15 protein-coding genes and 3 tRNA genes are annotated in these 15,445 nt (G+C 64.2%); 16 read left to right on the top strand and 2 right to left on the bottom strand.

Features of this window, described 5'->3' with window-relative positions:
* The first annotated feature begins 16 nt into the window (after nt 1–16).
* The 4 genes from C666_RS02935 (at nt 17) to C666_RS02920 (ending at nt 1,455) form a co-directional block, all read left to right on the top strand.
* Nucleotides 17–92, top strand: a tRNA-Ala gene (locus C666_RS02935).
* 32 nt (nt 93–124) lie between these two features.
* Nucleotides 125–200 (top strand) — tRNA-Glu (locus C666_RS02930).
* Nucleotides 201–266: 66 nt separating this feature from the next.
* Nucleotides 267–343, top strand: a tRNA-Asp gene (locus C666_RS02925).
* A gap of 260 nt (nt 344–603) precedes the next feature.
* Entirely contained in the window at nt 604–1,455 is an 852-nt protein-coding gene (locus tag C666_RS02920) for a 3-hydroxybutyryl-CoA dehydrogenase (RefSeq protein ID WP_004333524.1), read from the top strand.
* A gap of 78 nt (nt 1,456–1,533) precedes the next feature.
* Here C666_RS02920 and rho read toward each other — a convergent pair whose 3' ends face one another.
* Together rho and trxA are read right to left on the bottom strand one after the other, a co-directional pair.
* The gene (rho, locus tag C666_RS02915; protein ID WP_038000180.1) at nt 1,534–2,793 is read right to left on the bottom strand and encodes a transcription termination factor Rho; all 1,260 of its coding nucleotides are present in this window, start codon (nt 2,791–2,793) and stop codon (nt 1,534–1,536) included.
* A gap of 175 nt (nt 2,794–2,968) precedes the next feature.
* Nucleotides 2,969–3,295 (bottom strand): thioredoxin TrxA, encoded by a 327-nt coding sequence (gene trxA, locus C666_RS02910; protein ID WP_004333520.1) that lies wholly within the window; start codon nt 3,293–3,295, stop codon nt 2,969–2,971.
* Between the two features lie 286 nt (nt 3,296–3,581).
* Between trxA and fdxA the strand changes: the two genes are divergently transcribed.
* The 12 genes from fdxA (at nt 3,582) to leuB (ending at nt 15,411) form a co-directional block, all read left to right on the top strand.
* Nucleotides 3,582–3,905, top strand: coding sequence for a ferredoxin FdxA (fdxA, locus tag C666_RS02905; RefSeq protein ID WP_004333518.1), 324 nt, complete (start codon nt 3,582–3,584; stop codon nt 3,903–3,905).
* 105 nt (nt 3,906–4,010) lie between these two features.
* Complete coding sequence (locus tag C666_RS02900) at nt 4,011–4,460, top strand: CBS domain-containing protein (RefSeq protein ID WP_004333516.1); 450 nt, start codon at nt 4,011–4,013, stop codon at nt 4,458–4,460.
* A gap of 231 nt (nt 4,461–4,691) precedes the next feature.
* Entirely contained in the window at nt 4,692–6,371 is a 1,680-nt protein-coding gene (locus tag C666_RS02895) for a long-chain-fatty-acid--CoA ligase (protein ID WP_004333514.1), read from the top strand.
* 287 nt (nt 6,372–6,658) lie between these two features.
* On the top strand, nt 6,659–8,326 hold the full coding sequence (gene ilvB, locus C666_RS02890; protein WP_004333511.1) for an acetolactate synthase large subunit: 1,668 nt from the start codon (nt 6,659–6,661) through the stop codon (nt 8,324–8,326).
* Nucleotides 8,326–8,643 (top strand): acetolactate synthase small subunit, encoded by a 318-nt coding sequence (gene ilvN, locus C666_RS02885; protein WP_004333509.1) that lies wholly within the window; start codon nt 8,326–8,328, stop codon nt 8,641–8,643. The genes ilvB and ilvN overlap by 1 nt, the downstream gene beginning before the upstream one ends.
* A gap of 103 nt (nt 8,644–8,746) precedes the next feature.
* The gene (aroC, locus tag C666_RS02880; RefSeq protein ID WP_004333507.1) at nt 8,747–9,877 is read left to right on the top strand and encodes a chorismate synthase; all 1,131 of its coding nucleotides are present in this window, start codon (nt 8,747–8,749) and stop codon (nt 9,875–9,877) included.
* A 128-nt stretch (nt 9,878–10,005) separates the two neighbouring features.
* A complete protein-coding gene (locus C666_RS02875; RefSeq protein WP_004333505.1) occupies nt 10,006–11,163 on the top strand; it encodes an MFS transporter in 1,158 nt (385 codons plus the stop codon).
* 26 nt (nt 11,164–11,189) lie between these two features.
* On the top strand, nt 11,190–12,005 hold the full coding sequence (locus C666_RS02870) for a M48 family metallopeptidase (protein WP_004333503.1): 816 nt from the start codon (nt 11,190–11,192) through the stop codon (nt 12,003–12,005).
* A gap of 97 nt (nt 12,006–12,102) precedes the next feature.
* Nucleotides 12,103–13,512, top strand: a complete 1,410-nt coding sequence (gene leuC / locus C666_RS02865) for a 3-isopropylmalate dehydratase large subunit (protein ID WP_004333494.1) — start codon at nt 12,103–12,105, stop codon at nt 13,510–13,512.
* Nucleotides 13,513–13,541: 29 nt separating this feature from the next.
* Nucleotides 13,542–13,670, top strand: a complete 129-nt coding sequence (locus C666_RS02860; RefSeq protein ID WP_004333493.1) for an entericidin A/B family lipoprotein — start codon at nt 13,542–13,544, stop codon at nt 13,668–13,670.
* Entirely contained in the window at nt 13,670–14,308 is a 639-nt protein-coding gene (gene leuD / locus C666_RS02855) for a 3-isopropylmalate dehydratase small subunit (RefSeq protein ID WP_004333492.1), read from the top strand. The genes C666_RS02860 and leuD overlap by 1 nt, the downstream gene beginning before the upstream one ends.
* A 38-nt stretch (nt 14,309–14,346) precedes the next feature.
* On the top strand, nt 14,347–15,411 hold the full coding sequence (gene leuB / locus C666_RS02850; protein WP_004333491.1) for a 3-isopropylmalate dehydrogenase: 1,065 nt from the start codon (nt 14,347–14,349) through the stop codon (nt 15,409–15,411).
* The last annotated feature ends 34 nt before the right edge of the window (nt 15,412–15,445 follow it).

The following is a 15,445-nucleotide window of genomic DNA, read 5'->3' as shown; positions in this document are numbered from 1 at the left end:
CGCGCTCTTCGGTGATGGGGGTATAGCTCAGCTGGGAGAGCGCTTGCATGGCATGCAAGAGGTCAGCGGTTCGATCCCGCTTACCTCCACCAAATCGAAGTAAAAGAGTTGTTGCAGTACCGCAGTCCCCATCGTCTAGAGGCCTAGGACACCGCCCTTTCACGGCGATAACCGGGGTTCGAATCCCCGTGGGGACGCCAATTCGATGCGTTCCAGCCCGATGGGCTGGGTCGCGGAGCCGGCAGATTGCCGGTGCAGTTCAGCGCGGAGTGGTAGTTCAGTCGGTTAGAATACCGGCCTGTCACGCCGGGGGTCGCGGGTTCGAGTCCCGTCCACTCCGCCAGGAAAAAGCCCTTGTTCAGTGATGAACAAGGGCTTTTATACGTTCACGCCCCGGCAAGGCATCTCGTGCATGTGCGCTTCGTCCGTGTGGCACGCAGGCGAGTTTTTTCTCCGCGATGCGCAGGCAAGGTTTCCATCCTGATTTCCATGCTGGCACCGCCACGATTTATCCGCTAGAGTCGCACACCATACGCAGCGGTATGGTGCCTGTCGTCCGATGGGTGTTGCGTCATCCGAAATTCTGATTGGAGAGCGAAGGCGATGAGTATCGGCAAGATTGGTGTGGTGGGTGCGGGGACGATGGGCAACGGCATTGCCCAGGCCTGCTCGGTTTCAGGCTTGGATGTGGTGATGATGGATGTCGGCGAGGCGCAGGTACAGCGCGGCTTGGCGACGATCGGCGCGAGCCTCGACCGCTTGATCAAGAAGGAAAAGCTGAGCGTAGAGCAAAAGGACGCCGCATTGGCGCGGATCACGGCGGCTACGACGATGTCGGCGCTCGGTGATTGCGACCTGGTCATCGAGGCGGCGACCGAGAATCTGCAGTTGAAGCTCGAGATATTTGCCAAGCTCGACGCAGCGATGAGGCCTGACGCCATCCTTGCAAGCAACACCTCTTCGATCTCGATCACCAAGCTAGCCGCTGCGACGGGGCGAGCGAGCCAGGTCATCGGCATGCACTTTTTCAACCCGGTGCCGATGATGGCGCTGGTGGAGCTCATCAGCGGCCTGCAGACGAGCGCGGAGACCTATGCCAAGGTCGAGGCCGTCGCCCGCGCTCTGGGCAAGACACCGGTCAAGGTGCGCAACAGCCCGGGTTTCGTCGTCAATCGCATGCTGTGTCCGATGATCAACGAGGCGATCTTCGCTCTTGGCGAAGGCTTGGCTACGGCAGCGGAAATCGACGAGGCGATGAAGCTGGGCTGCAATCACCCGATCGGCCCGTTGGCCTTGTGCGACCTGATTGGGCTCGACGTGGAACTGGCCGTGATGCAGGTGCTGTTCGAGGGCTTCAAGGACCCGAAGTACCGTCCCGCGCCGCTGCTGGTGGAAATGGTCGAGGCCGGCTACCTGGGACGCAAGACGGGCAAGGGCTTCTTCGACTATTCCTGACCGAGTTTGCGCGCAGGGCCGCTGGAAACGCGAACGCCACCCGAGGGTGGCGTTCGTATTGATGGAGCAGATGCTTGATCAGCCGCGGCCGGAGCGCATGGCGTCGAAGAATTCGGCGTTGCCCTTGGTGGCCTTGATCTTGTCGAGCAGGAATTCCATCGCATCGATGTCGTCCATGCCGTACAGCAGCTTGCGCAGAATCCAGACCTTCTGCAGCACGTCGGGCTTTAGTAGCAGCTCTTCGCGGCGGGTGCCCGAGCGGTTGACGTTGATCGCCGGGTACACGCGCTTTTCCGCCATGCGCCGGTCGAGGTGGAGCTCCATGTTGCCGGTGCCCTTGAATTCCTCGTAGATCACGTCGTCCATGCGGCTGCCGGTGTCGATCAGCGCACTGGCGATGATGGTCAGCGAACCGCCTTCCTCGATGTTGCGCGCTGCGCCGAAGAAGCGCTTGGGCTTCTGCAGGGCGTTGGCATCCACGCCGCCGGTCAGCACCTTGCCGGAAGCTGGCACCACGGTGTTGTAGGCGCGCGCGAGGCGGGTCAGCGAGTCGAGCAGGATCACCACGTCGTACTTGTGCTCGGTCAGGCGCTTGGCCTTCTCGATCACCATCTCGGCGACCTGGACGTGGCGGGTGGCGGGTTCGTCGAAGGTGGAGGCCACGACCTCGCCCTTTACCGAACGCTGCATTTCCGTCACTTCTTCCGGGCGCTCGTCGATCAGCAGCACGATCAGCTTGACGTCCGGATGGTTGGACGTGATCGCATGGGCGATGTGCTGCAGCATCACCGTTTTGCCGCTCTTGGGCGGGGCGACGAGCAGGCCGCGCTGGCCTTTGCCGATCGGCGCGATCATGTCGATCACGCGGCTGGTGATGTTCTCCTCGCCGCGGACGTCGCGTTCGAGCTTCAGGCATTCCTGCGGGTGCAGGGGCGTGAGGTTCTCGAACAGGATCTTGCTCTTGCACTCTTCCGGCGGGCGGCCGTTGATGCGGTCGAGTTTGGTGAGCGCGAAGTAGCGCTCGCCGTCCTTCGGCGTGCGGATCTCGCCTTCGATCGTGTCGCCGGTGCGCAGGTTGAAGCGCCGGATCTGCGATGGCGAGACGTAGATGTCGTCGGTGCCGGCGAGATACGAGGTGTCGGGAGAGCGCAGGAAGCCGAAACCGTCAGGCAGCACTTCGAGTGCGCCATCGCCACAGATCGGTTCGCCCTTGCGTGCACGATTCTTCAGCAGGGCGAAGACGAGTTCCTGCTTGCGCAGCCTGTTCGCGCCTTCGACGCCGCTCTCCATGGCCATCTGCAGCAGTTCGCTGACGTGCAGGGCCTTGAGTTCGGACAGGTGAAGCGCGGGGACGCTGGAGTCGCGCGGCGTGGAGTTTTCCTCGCCGGCGTTCTCGACGTCGAACAGGTCGTCTTCGATCTGCGGATTCTGGGGGGAATTACCGTCGCGGTTGCGCGCGCCGCGGCGACGAGCGCGCGAAGCCCCGCGAGAACGGGCCGGAGCTTGGTCCGGCTTAGATGTTGCTGTCAATGAAGGCGGTCAGTTGAGATTTGGAAAGGGCGCCCACTTTGGTCGCTTCGATATTGCCACCCTTGAACAGCATCAGCGTCGGGATGCCGCGGATGCCATACTTGGCAGGCGTGTCCTGGTTTTCGTCGATATTGAGCTTGGCGACCTTGAGCTTGCCGGCGTAGTCCTTGGCGACGTCGTCGAGGATGGGTGCGATCATCTTGCACGGACCGCACCATTCGGCCCAGTAATCGACCAGAACAGGAGTCTGGGACTGCAGCACTTCGGCGTCGAAGTTGCCGTCGGTCACATAGTGAATATGCTCGCTCATGATTCCTCACATCAGGGGTGGCGGGTATTGACGAGGCAGACACACCTCGCTGGGTACTACGGATATGGGGGCAAGGTGGACGGAACCGCGCACCTTGAAGAGAAGCAGAGAGCCTTCTCTGAAGAATTCGACGGAAACTTATGCCATGCCGGGGCGGACGTCAAGAGAATCGATGCTGCGAAAACGCACTTCGTTCGCAGAGCGTGGCGAAAACGCAAATGCCTGCACTATATTGTCGTCTGTGTGCGCCTGTCTCGTGGCTGGCCAAATCGGGTTGGAGAAAAAAATGGCTTATGTGGTGACCGAGTCCTGTATCCGCTGCAAATACACCGACTGCGTCGATGTCTGTCCGGTGGATTGCTTCCGCGAAGGGCCGAACTTCCTGGTGATCGATCCGGAAGAGTGCATCGACTGCACCTTGTGCGTGGCCGAATGTCCGGTCGAGGCGATCTATGCGGAGGACGACGTGCCCTCCGACCAGCAGGGGTTCATCGCGCTCAACGCCGAGCTTTCGAAGCAGTGGAAGCCGATCGTCGAGCGCAAGGATGCCCTGCCCGATGCCGAGGACTGGGCGAAGGTGAAGGGCAAGCTAGGGGAACTGCTGCGCTGAGCCGTCAGGGCGCCGGCCTGGCGCCTTTCCGGCCGTCTGCCGATACACTAAGATGGTGCATCGATAACGCGAAGGATCCGATCGGATCGAGGCAGGGAGATCAACATGCTGGTTAGCGAAATTCTCGCGATCAAAGGCAAGGTGCTGTTCACCATTGCGCCGAACAAGAGTGTCGCTGAAGCGATCGAGATCATGAACGAGCAGGACGTGGGTTCGCTCGTGGTGTTTTCGCGCGGCCAGATGGTCGGCATGCTGACCTTCCGCGAGGTGCTGCAAGGTGTCCGGCGCGGCGCGGCGGACTGGCAGTCGCTCGCCGTCGAGGATGTGATGATCGGCGACCCGCAGTCGGCCTCGCCGAACATGGAAATGGACGAGTTGCGACGCATGATGGTGGAGCACCATCAGCGCTATCTGCCTGTCATGGATGGACAGACGCTGCTCGGCGTCGTCAGCTTCCACGACGTTGCCAAGGCGGTGCTCGAGGAGCAGAGCTTCGAGAACCGAATGCTGAAGAATTACATCCGGAACTGGCCGGCACAGGAGGAGGAAGGCTGAAGCAGATGAGGGGCTGAGAAGCCTCAGGGCGGTGGCGGCCATCGTGCCGCTGCCCCTCCAGAGCATGTTTTCGGGCATGCGGCATCCACGCACCGTACATATAAAACAGGGGCGGGGTGGCAGTTGGAATGAAGTGGCGGACCCATCGGGTGTCCGCCCGACGCCTCGGGAGGGCGGGGCTGGCCGAGCCGGGCTCGGTCAGCGTTTTTTCCAACAAAAGGAGGAGACACCGTGGACAAAATCTGGCTGCAAAGCTATCCCGCCGGCGTGCCCGCCGAGATCGACGTCGACGAATTCCGTTCGATAGCCGATCTTTTCGAGCAGGGGGTACGCCGTTTCGCCTCGCGCACCGCCTACATCTGCATGGGCAAGGGCATCACCTATGGCGAACTCGACCGCTTGTCGGCGCAGTTTGCCGGCTATCTGCAGGGGGAACTGAAGCTGCCGGCGCGCGCGCGCGTCGCCTTGATGATGCCCAACCTGTTGCAGTATCCCGTCGCCTTGTTCGGCACGCTGCGTGCGGGCTACACCGTCGTCAATGTCAATCCGCTGTACACGGCGCGCGAGTTGGAACACCAGCTGCGCGATGCGGGTGCCGATGTTGTCGTCATCGTAGAGAACTTCGCCCATACGCTCGAGCAGGTACGCAGGCGGCTCCCGGTGAAGCATGTGGTGGTCACCAGCCTGGGTGAGATGCTGGGCTTTCCGAAGTCGATGCTGGTGAATTTCATCGTTCGCCGGGTGAAGAAGATGGTCCCCGCTTGGCGTCTCGACGGCGCGGTGCATTTCGGCGACGCGCTGGCCCGCGGGGCGTCCCACCGCCTGCAGCCGGTGGAACTCGGGCATGACGACATCGCCTTCCTCCAATACACGGGAGGTACGACGGGACTGGCGAAGGGGGCGGTCCTGACCCATCGCAACATCATCGCCAACCTGCAGCAGGCGCATGCCTGGATTCGCCCATTCCTGCACGAGGGCGAGGAGGTGATCATCACCGCGCTGCCGCTCTATCACATCTTTTCGCTGACGGCGAACTGCCTGACCTTCTTCAAGATCGGCGCGACCAACGTGCTGATCACCAATCCGCGGGACATCCCGGGTTTCGTCAAGGAGTTGCGCAAGCACAAGTTCACGGCCATCACGGGCGTCAACACCTTGTTCAACGCCCTGCTGAACAATCCGGATTTCGCCAGTCTCGATTTCTCCAACCTGCGTGTTTCCCTGGGGGGAGGCATGGCCGTGCAGAAGGCGGTTGCCGAGAAATGGCGCAAGGTGACCGGCATTGCCCTGGTCGAAGCCTATGGCCTGACCGAGACCTCGCCCGCCGTCACGATCAATCCGCTCGATCTGCCCGAGTTCAACCACTCCATCGGCTTGCCGGTGCCTTCGACGGAGATCAGCATCCGTGATGATGCCGACGTCGAGCAGCCGGTCGGCCAGCGTGGCGAACTTTGCGTGCGCGGGCCGCAGGTCATGCAGGCCTACTGGAACCGTCCCGACGATACGGCGCGGGTCTTCACGCCGGACGGATTCCTGCGCACGGGCGACATCGCCGTCGTCGACGACAAGGGCTTCGTGACCCTCGTCGATCGCAAGAAGGACATGATTCTGGTGTCGGGCTTCAATGTCTATCCGAACGAGGTCGAGGACGTCGTCGCCAGCCATCCGGGCGTGATCGAGGTCGCGGCGGTGGGGGTGCCGGATGAGCGCAGCGGCGAGGCGGTCAAGGTGTTCGTGGTGCGTAAGGATCCGAGTCTGACCGAGGCGGAATTGATCGCCTACTGCCACGAGAACCTGACCGGGTACAAGGTTCCCCATCGGGTCGAGTTCCGCGATGAACTGCCGAAGAGCAACGTCGGCAAGATCCTGCGTCGCGAGCTTCGCGAAGGGAGCGTGCGCGGCAATGCGTAGGATTCCCGGCGGGGCTTTTCTCGACGAAGCGCTTGTGTTCACGGCGCGTTCGTGGTCTGATCACGCCTGCAATCCATTTCGAGTCGCCATGCACTCTGCCGCCCGTTTCTTCGCTGTCGTATTCGTAGCCGTACGCGTAGTAAGCGTAGGCACGCACGCGTCGTAACGGGACAGAACACTCGAACTGCAGGATTCCAAACCCCCGTCGGCGCGCAAGCCCGGCGGGGGTTTTTGCATTCTGGAGCCGCGCCGGTGATGTCGCTGAAATTGAAAACAAGGAGAGCATCATGACCCAACTCACCGGCGCGCAACTGATCGTGCGCCTTCTCGAACGCCAGGGCGTGCGTACCATCGCCGGTCTTCCTGGCGGCGCCATCCTGCCGTTCTACGATGCCTTGTCGGCCAGTACGCAGATCCGCCACGTGCTGGCGCGTCACGAGCAAGGCGCCGGTTTCATGGCCCAGGGCATGGCGCGCGTGTCCGGCGTGCCGCAAGTGTGCATTGCGTCGAGCGGCCCCGGCGCGACCAACCTCGTCACCGCGATTGCCGATGCCTGTCTGGATTCCATTCCGATGGTCATCATCACCGGCCAGGTGCCGCAATCGATGATCGGCACCGACGCCTTCCAGGAAGTCGACATCTACGGCATCACGGTGCCGATCACCAAGCACAATTTCCTGGTCCGCTCCGCCGCCGAACTGCTCGACGTCGTGCCCGACGCGTTCCGCATCGCCATGTCCGGCCGTCCCGGTCCGGTGCTGATCGACGTGCCCAAGGACGTGCAGAACCAGCTCGTCGAAGTGGGCGAGTTTCCGCCGCCGGCCGTTGCCGACATGGCGCCACAGCTCGACATGGCGGCCATCGAAAGCGCTGCGCGGATGATCAACGAAGCTGCGCGGCCAGTGCTCTATCTGGGCGGCGGCGTGGTCCATTCCGGCGCCGCGCCGCTCGCGGTGCAACTGGCGGAGCAGGGCGGGCTGCCGGCGACGATGACCTTGATGGCGCTTGGCGCGATGCCGATGGATCACCCGCTGTCGGTCGGCATGCTCGGCATGCATGGTGCGCGCTACACCAACTTCGTTCTCGAGGAGGCCGACCTGCTGATCTGCGTCGGCGCCCGTTTCGACGACCGCGCGATCGGCCGTGCGGCGCAGTTCTGCCCGAATGCGAAGATCGTGCATATCGATGTCGACCGTTCCGAACTGCACAAGATCAAGAACGCCCATGTCGCGATCCATGCCGATGTGACCGAGGCGCTCGAAGCCCTGCTGCCGCGCGTCAAGGTGACGCTGCGCCAGGACTGGCTGGCCCGGGTTGCGGATCTCAAGCAGCGCTTCCCGATGCAGTTTCCCGCCATCGACGATCCGCGCAGCCATTACGGCCTGGTCAAGGCCGTGGCCGATGCCCTCGATGACGAAGCCGTGATCGCCACCGATGTCGGCCAGCACCAGATGTGGGTCGCCCAGGCCTATCCCTTCCGCCGCCCGCGCCAGTGGCTGACCTCGGGCGGCCTGGGAACGATGGGCTTCGGCCTGCCGACCGCGATGGGGGCGGCACTGGCCGAACCGGAGCGCACCGTGGTGTGCTTCTCGGGCGATGGCAGTTTCAAGATGAACATCCAGGAGCTTGCGACGCTGGCCGAGGAAGGGCTCAACGTCAAGATCGTGCTGATGAACAACAATGCGCTCGGCCTGGTGTACCAGCAGCAGGCCCTGTTCTACGGCAAGCGCCAGTTCGCCTCCAGGTACCGCACCGAGCCCGATTTCGTGAAGATCGCCGAGGGTTTCGGCGTGCCGGCGCTGGATCTCGACCTGGCCGATGATCCGCGCGCCGCGCTGGCCAAGGCGCTCAACGAGCCCGGGCCGTGTCTGATCCACGCGACGATCGATCGCGAGCAATTCGTCTATCCCATGGTGCCGCCGGGTGCCGCCAACACCGAAATGATCGGAGGCTGATGATGATCGAACAGGTTGCCGACCCGCTGCCGCAAGCCAGCTTTGCCAAGGTCGTCCTCGAACTGGATGTGAACAACCACCCCGGGGTGATGAGCCACATCTGCAATCTCTTCGCGCGCCGCGCCTTCAACGTCGAGGGCATCCTGTGCATGCCGGTGTCCGACGGCAAGCGCTCGCGGATCTGGCTGCTGGTGTTCGACGACCACCGGCTGGAGCAGATGGTGCGCCAGGTCGAAAAGCTGGAGGACGTGCTCAACGTGCGCCACCATGGCGCCGGGCACGAGGTCTTCGAGCGCCTGGAGGGTTTCTTCCTCTGAGCCCCCGGTGGCGCGCGGGCGCCACGGCCGAAGGGGATGGGGTGCGTGCTAGACTCGCGTCCCATCCCCTTCTCTCTTTTTGCGCCGACCAGGCAGGAGAACCATGTCCGGAAACACCCTCGGTACCCTCTTCACCGTCACGTCCTTCGGCGAGTCGCACGGTCCGGCCATCGGCTGTGTCGTCGATGGCTGCCCGCCGGGTCTGGCGCTGAGCGTGGCCGACATTCAGGCCGAGCTCGACCGCCGCAAGCCGGGTACTTCGCGGCATGTCACCCAGCGCCGCGAGCCGGACGAGGTCGAAATCCTGTCCGGGGTGTTCGAGGGGCTCACCACCGGAACGCCGATCGGCCTGCTGATCCGCAACCAGGACCAGCGCAGCAAGGATTACGGCAATATCGCCGACACTTTCCGCCCGGGGCATGCCGACTATCCGTACTGGCAGAAGTACGGCATCCGCGACTACCGCGGCGGCGGCCGTTCGTCTGCGCGCGAGACCGCGGTGCGCGTCGCTGCCGGCGCGATCGCCAGGAAGTGGCTGAAGGAACGCCACGGCATCGTGATCCGCGCCTGCATGACGGCGCTCGGCCCGATCGACATTCCGTTCGAGAGCTGGGACGCGGTCGAGCGCAATCCCTTCTTCGCGCCGAATGCCGGCATCGTGCCGCGGCTCGAGGCTTACATGGACGAACTGCGCAAGTCGGGTGACTCCATCGGGGCGCGCATCGACGTGGTCGCCAGCGGCGTGCCGGTGGGTTGGGGCGAGCCGGTCTATGACCGCCTGGACGCGGACATCGCCTACGCGATGATGAGCATCAATGCGGTAAAGGGGGTGGAGATCGGCGCGGGATTCGCCTCGATCGCCCAGCGTGGCACCGAGCACGGCGACGAAATGACGCCGGAGGGCTTCCTGTCGAACAACGCCGGCGGCGTGCTGGGGGGCATCTCCACCGGGCAGGACATCATCGCCAGCATCGCGATCAAGCCGACTTCCAGCATCCGCCTCGATCGCCGCTCCATCGACCGCCAGGGCGCACCGGCGATCGTCAATACGCATGGCCGGCACGACCCCTGCGTCGGCATCCGCGCGACGCCGATTGCCGAGTCCATGCTGGCGCTCGTGCTGATCGACCACGCGCTGCGCCACCGCGCACAATGCGGCGATGTGCGCACCGACACGCCCCAGGTTCCGGCGCTCGCCCCCGCAGGTGGACAGCGCCTGCCTTCACCGCGCTGAATCAGGCGCGCAGCCGTGGGAAAGCCGGCCACCCCCCCCGTGCTTCCGCGGCTCGCCGCGTGCGGAGGCCGGCGCTCCCGCGGTTCGATTCCGGCATTGCCTGAGCAGTCTGTCGTAGAGCCATTTCGATGCTTCCATACTGGCGTCTGTCGGCGTACTACTTTTTCTACTTCGGCTTCGTCGGCGCGTTCTCGCCTTATTTCGCGTTGTACCTGCAGGCTGCGTCGCTGACGGCGACCGAAATCGCGTTGCTGATGTCGCTGATGCAACTGATGCGGGTGCTGGCGCCGAACATGTGGAGCTGGCTCGCCGAACGCCTCGCCATGCGGGTGGCGATCGTGCGCCTGTCCGCGCTGATGAGCCTGGTCGGCTTCTCGGGTTTCTTCATGACCACCGAGTTCGCCGGCCTGTTCGCCGCGATGGCGCTGATGGCCTTCTTCTGGAGTGCGGCGCTGCCCTTGATCGAAGGGCTGGCCTTCTCGCACCTGGGCGCAGAGGGGCACCGCTACGGCAGCATACGGGCATGGGGGTCGGTCGGCTTCATCGTGGCGGTGCTGGCGTTGGGGCAGGCGCTGGATCATGTCGCCATCGAGTCGGTGCTATGGGTCACGGCCGCCATCCTGGCAGGCGTCTTGGCGTGCTCCTTCGCCATTCCGGAATCGGTGCCGTCGCAGATTGCGCGTGCAGCGCCCAGCCTGCGTGACACCCTGCGCCGGCCCGAGGTCAGGGCGCTATTCGGCGCCTGCTTCCTGATGTCGGCGGCACACGGGGCGTTCTACGTGTTCTACTCGATCTACCTCGTGGATGAAGGTTACGGCAAGGCGCTGGTCGGCTGGATGTGGACGCTGGGCGTGGTGGCGGAGATCATCGTCTTCATGCTGATGCCGCGCATCACGCGGCGTTTCAGCCTGCGCGGGATACTGCTCTTCTCCTTCGCATGCGCGGTGCTCCGTTTCGCGCTGATCGGCTGGGGGGCAGGCAGCCTGCCCGTGCTGCTGTTCGCCCAGGTGCTGCACGGCGCCACGTTCGGCGCCTATCATGCGGCGGCGATCGCGGTGGTGAACCTTTGGTTTTGCGGACGGCTCCAATCACGTGGGCAGGCGTTGTACGGCAGCATCTCCTTCGGTGCGGGCGGCATGTTGGGCGGCTTGCTCAGCGGCTACACCTGGGACGCCGTGGGGCCTGAATGGACCTTCACGCTCGGGTCGGTGTTCGCGCTGGCGGGGCTCGTCTGGCTGGTGCGCGGCTGGCCGGCGCCGAGGGCGGGCGAGGCCACGAGTTCTTGAGTGCGCGGTTCTTGAGGAGGATGTGAATGAAATCCATGTACGCAAGCCTGCTGCCCGCGGTGCTGGCAGCCACGATCACGGTCGCCTGCCAGACCGTGCAGACGACGCAGGCGGGCGCGGTCGGCGTGCAGCGTTCGCAGATGATGATGGTGTCGGCGCAGGAAGTGGAGCAGGCGTCGGGCAAGCAGTACCAGGAAATGCTCAACGAGGCGCGCAAGAAGAATGCGCTGAACCGTGATGCGGCCACCGTGCAGCGCGTGCGCCGCATCGTGGCGCGGCTCACGCCGCATACCGGCGTGTTCCGTTCGGATGCGCCCGCCTGGAAGTGGGAGGTCAACGTCTTCAGCTCGGACGAGCTCAATGCCTGGTGCATGGCCGGTGGCAAGATGGCGATCTACACCGGGCTGATCGATCGCCTCAAGCTCAGTGACGACGAGATCGCGGCGGTCATGGGGCACGAGATCGCGCATGCCTTGCGTGAGCATGCGCGGGAGCGCATATCGAAGTCGATGGCCACCGGCATCGGCCTGTCGGTGGCGGGCGCCGTACTCGGCGTCGGGCAGGTGGGCCAGGACCTCATGGGCAAGGTGGCCCAGGTCACTTTCGAGCTGCCCAATTCGCGCGAACATGAAACAGAGGCCGACCGCATGGGCGTGGAGCTGGCGGCGCGTGCGGGCTACGATCCGCGTGCCGCGGTGACCCTGTGGGACAAGATGGCCACCCAGTCCTCCGGTGCGCCGCCGCAGTGGCTGTCCACCCACCCTTCGCATGCTAGCCGCCAGCGCGACCTCGCCGACTACGCGTCAAAGGTCATGCCGCTGTATCAGGCCGCGCGACGCTGAGCACCCAGGGTGGAAAGGCTTGCGGCAAGGGGGGATGTGGCCTGTCTTGACCGCTTTGTGAAATAATCGGTTTCTTTTTTTGCGCGGAATACACGGGATGGCAGCTCAAACCCTGTACGAAAAGCTCTGGTCCAGTCACGTCGTCCATGAAGAGGCCGACGGTACCGCACTGATCTACATCGATCGCCATCTGGTGCACGAAGTTACCAGCCCGCAGGCCTTCGAAGGGCTGAAGCTGGCCGGGCGCAAGCCGTGGCGCATCAGCTCGATCGTTGCGACCGCCGACCATAACACCCCGACCGACCACTGGGAGCGCGGCATCCTGGATCCCGTTTCGCGCCAGCAGGTCGAAACCCTGGACGCCAACATCCGCGAAGTGGGTTCGCTCGCCTATTTCCCGTTCAGGGACGAACGGCAGGGCATCGTACACGTCATCGGTCCGGAGAACGGCGCCACGCTGCCGGGCATGACCGTCGTCTGTGGTGACTCGCACACGTCCACGCATGGCGCCTTCGGCTGTCTGGCGCACGGCATCGGCACGTCCGAGGTCGAGCACGTGATGGCGACGCAGTGCCTGCTGCAGAAGAAATCGAAGACCCTGCTCATCCGCGTCGATGGCCAGCTCGGGAAGGGTGTCACCGCCAAGGACGTCGTGCTCGCGATCATCGGCAGGATCGGCACCGCCGGCGGCACCGGCTACGCGATGGAGTTCGGTGGCAGCGCCATCCGTGCGTTGTCGATGGAAGGCCGCATGACGATCTGCAACATGGCGATCGAGGCAGGTGCGCGCGCCGGCATGGTCGGCGTGGATGAAACCACCATCGACTATCTCAAGGATCGCCCGTTCTCGCCTACGGGCGAGGCGTGGGGACAGGCCGTGGCCTACTGGCGCACGCTGAAGAGCGACGAGGGCGCGCAGTTCGACAAGCTCATCGAACTGAAGGCCGAGGACATCCTGCCGCAGGTCACCTGGGGCACTTCGCCCGAGATGGTCACGACGGTCGAAGGCCGCGTGCCCGATCCCGCCGCAGTGGCCGACCCGGTACGCCGGGAAGGCGTCGAGCGCGCGCTGAAGTACATGGGGCTGGAGCCGAACACGCCGATCACCGACATCGAGGTCGATCAGGTCTTCATCGGTTCGTGTACCAATTCGCGCATCGAAGACCTGCGCGAAGCCGCCGCGGTGGCGAAAGGGCGCCAGAAGGCCGCCAACGTCCGCCGTGTGCTGGTGGTGCCGGGTTCCGGGCTGGTCAAGCGCCAGGCCGAAGAGGAGGGGCTGCACGAGATCTTCGTCGCCGCCGGCTTCGAATGGCGCGAGCCGGGCTGTTCGATGTGTCTGGCGATGAACGCCGACCGCCTCGAACCGGGCGAGCGCTGCGCCTCGACCTCGAACCGCAATTTCGAGGGCCGGCAGGGCGCAGGCGGCCGCACGCACCTCGTCAGCCCGGCGATGGCCGCGGCTGCCGCGGTGACCGGCCACTTCACCGACGTGCGCCAGCTCGCCTGAAACGTGCGGGTCCGCAAGGAGTCGTGCCGATGAAAAAAGCCGCAATGGTTCTCGCCGCCGTGCTTGCCGGGCTGTCGCTCGGCGCCTGCAACACCGTGCATGGCATTGGCAAGGATATCGAAAAGGGTGGCGAGGCCATCCAGAGGGCAGTGAAATAATGAAGCCGTTTACCAAGCTCGACGGCCTGGTCGCGCCGCTCGACCGGGCCAACGTCGATACCGACGCCATCATCCCGAAGCAGTTCCTGAAGTCGATCAAGCGCAGCGGCTTCGGCCCCAACGCCTTCGACGAATGGCGCTATCTCGACGTTGGCCAGCCGGGCCAGGACAACAGCAAGCGTCCGCTCAACCCGGATTTCGTGCTCAATCAGCAACGCTACCAGGGGGCGCAAGTCCTGCTGACGCGTGACAACTTCGGCTGTGGAAGCTCGCGCGAGCACGCGCCCTGGGCACTGGAGGACTACGGCTTCCGTGTGCTGATCGGGCCGAGCTTCGCCGACATCTTCTTCAACAACAGCTTCAAGAACGGCCTGTTGCCGATCAGGCTCGATGTCGCCGAGGTCGATGAACTCTTTCGCCAGTGCGAGGCGACCGAGGGCTACCGCCTGATCGTCGATCTTGCCGCGCAGACCATTACCCGTCCGGACGGCAAAGCGATCGGATTCGACATCGATCCGTTCCGCAAGGAGTGCCTGCTCAACGGTTGGGACGACATTGGCCTGACGCTGCGCCACGCCGACAAGATTCGCGATTTCGAGCAGAAGCGCCGCGCGCAGCATCCCTACTATTACGCTTGAGCCCGGAGAGGGCTCGACGAACACGAGGAACAGATTCGATGAAGATTTGCGTGCTGCCGGGTGACGGCATCGGTCCGGAGATCATGGCGGAGGCCGTGCGCGTGCTGCGTGCGCTCGATCTCAAGGCGGAGATGGAAGAGGGGCTGCTCGGCGGCTGCGCCGTGGATGCGACCGGCACGCCGTATCCTGAAGCCACGCAGAAGCTCGCGCGCGAAGCCGACGCAGTGCTGCTCGGCGCCGTCGGCGGCCCGAAGTGGGACGGCCTGCCGCGCGAGCAGCGTCCGGAGCGTGGCCTGCTCGGCATCCGCAAGGATCTGAACCTGTTCGCCAACCTGCGTCCCGCGATCCTGTACCCGGAACTGGCCAATGCGTCCTCGCTCAAGCCCGAAGTCGTCGCCGGCCTCGACATCCTGATCGTGCGCGAACTCACCGGCGACATCTACTTCGGCCAGCCGCGCGGCATCGAGACCCGCGAGGTCGACGGCACGCAGCAGCGTGTGGGCTGGAACACCATGATCTACGCCGAGTACGAAATCCGCCGCATCCTCAAGGTGGCCTTCGAAGCGGCGCAGAAGCGCGGCAAGAAGCTGTGCTCGGTCGACAAGATGAACGTGCTCGAATGCACCCAGCTGTGGCGCGACATTGCCGAGGAAGTCGCCAAGGACTATCCGGACGTCGAACTGAGCCACATGCTGGTCGACAATGCCGCGATGCAACTGGTGCGCGCGCCCAAGCAGTTCGACGTGATGGTCACCGGCAACATGTTCGGCGACATCCTGTCGGATGAGGCTTCGATGCTGACCGGCTCCATCGGCATGCTGCCGTCGGCCTCGCTCGACGCCAACAACAAGGGTCTGTACGAGCCTTCGCACGGCTCGGCGCCGGACATCGCCGGCAAGGGCGTCGCCAACCCGCTCGCCACCATCCTGTCGGCAGCGATGATGCTGCGCTATACCTTCAATCAGGAGGAAGCCGCGCTGCGCATCGAGAATGCGGTCAAGAAGGTGCTGGCGCAGGGCCTGCGCACCGGTGACATCCACGAACCGGGAACGAAGAAGGTCGGCACCCGCGAGATGGGCGACGCGGTGATCGCGGCGCTGTAAGCTGTTGCATCTGCAAGAGTCTTTCGAGAAACGT

It is taken from the genome of Thauera linaloolentis 47Lol = DSM 12138 (assembly GCF_000310205.1).
Classification (GTDB): domain Bacteria; phylum Pseudomonadota; class Gammaproteobacteria; order Burkholderiales; family Rhodocyclaceae; genus Thauera; species Thauera linaloolentis.
This window is presented reverse-complemented; position numbering and strand designations above follow the sequence as displayed.

Excerpts from the sequence above, each read along its gene's own strand:
- leuD (WP_004333492.1), top strand. The coding sequence starts at position 13,670 with ATGAAGCCGTTTACCAAGCTCGACGGCCTGGTCGCGCCGCTCGACCGG.
- C666_RS02860 (WP_004333493.1), top strand. The coding sequence starts at position 13,542 with ATGAAAAAAGCCGCAATGGTTCTCGCCGCCGTGCTTGCCGGGCTGTCG.
- aroC (WP_004333507.1), top strand. The coding sequence starts at position 8,747 with ATGTCCGGAAACACCCTCGGTACCCTCTTCACCGTCACGTCCTTCGGC.
- ilvN (WP_004333509.1), top strand. The coding sequence starts at position 8,326 with ATGATGATCGAACAGGTTGCCGACCCGCTGCCGCAAGCCAGCTTTGCC.
- C666_RS02875 (WP_004333505.1), top strand. The coding sequence starts at position 10,006 with ATGCTTCCATACTGGCGTCTGTCGGCGTACTACTTTTTCTACTTCGGC.
- trxA (WP_004333520.1), bottom strand. The coding sequence starts at position 3,295 with ATGAGCGAGCATATTCACTATGTGACCGACGGCAACTTCGACGCCGAA.
- fdxA (WP_004333518.1), top strand. The coding sequence starts at position 3,582 with ATGGCTTATGTGGTGACCGAGTCCTGTATCCGCTGCAAATACACCGAC.
- leuC (WP_004333494.1), top strand. The coding sequence starts at position 12,103 with ATGGCAGCTCAAACCCTGTACGAAAAGCTCTGGTCCAGTCACGTCGTC.
- ilvB (WP_004333511.1), top strand. The coding sequence starts at position 6,659 with ATGACCCAACTCACCGGCGCGCAACTGATCGTGCGCCTTCTCGAACGC.
- C666_RS02870 (WP_004333503.1), top strand. The coding sequence starts at position 11,190 with ATGAAATCCATGTACGCAAGCCTGCTGCCCGCGGTGCTGGCAGCCACG.
- leuB (WP_004333491.1), top strand. The coding sequence starts at position 14,347 with ATGAAGATTTGCGTGCTGCCGGGTGACGGCATCGGTCCGGAGATCATG.
- C666_RS02920 (WP_004333524.1), top strand. The coding sequence starts at position 604 with ATGAGTATCGGCAAGATTGGTGTGGTGGGTGCGGGGACGATGGGCAAC.
- C666_RS02900 (WP_004333516.1), top strand. The coding sequence starts at position 4,011 with ATGCTGGTTAGCGAAATTCTCGCGATCAAAGGCAAGGTGCTGTTCACC.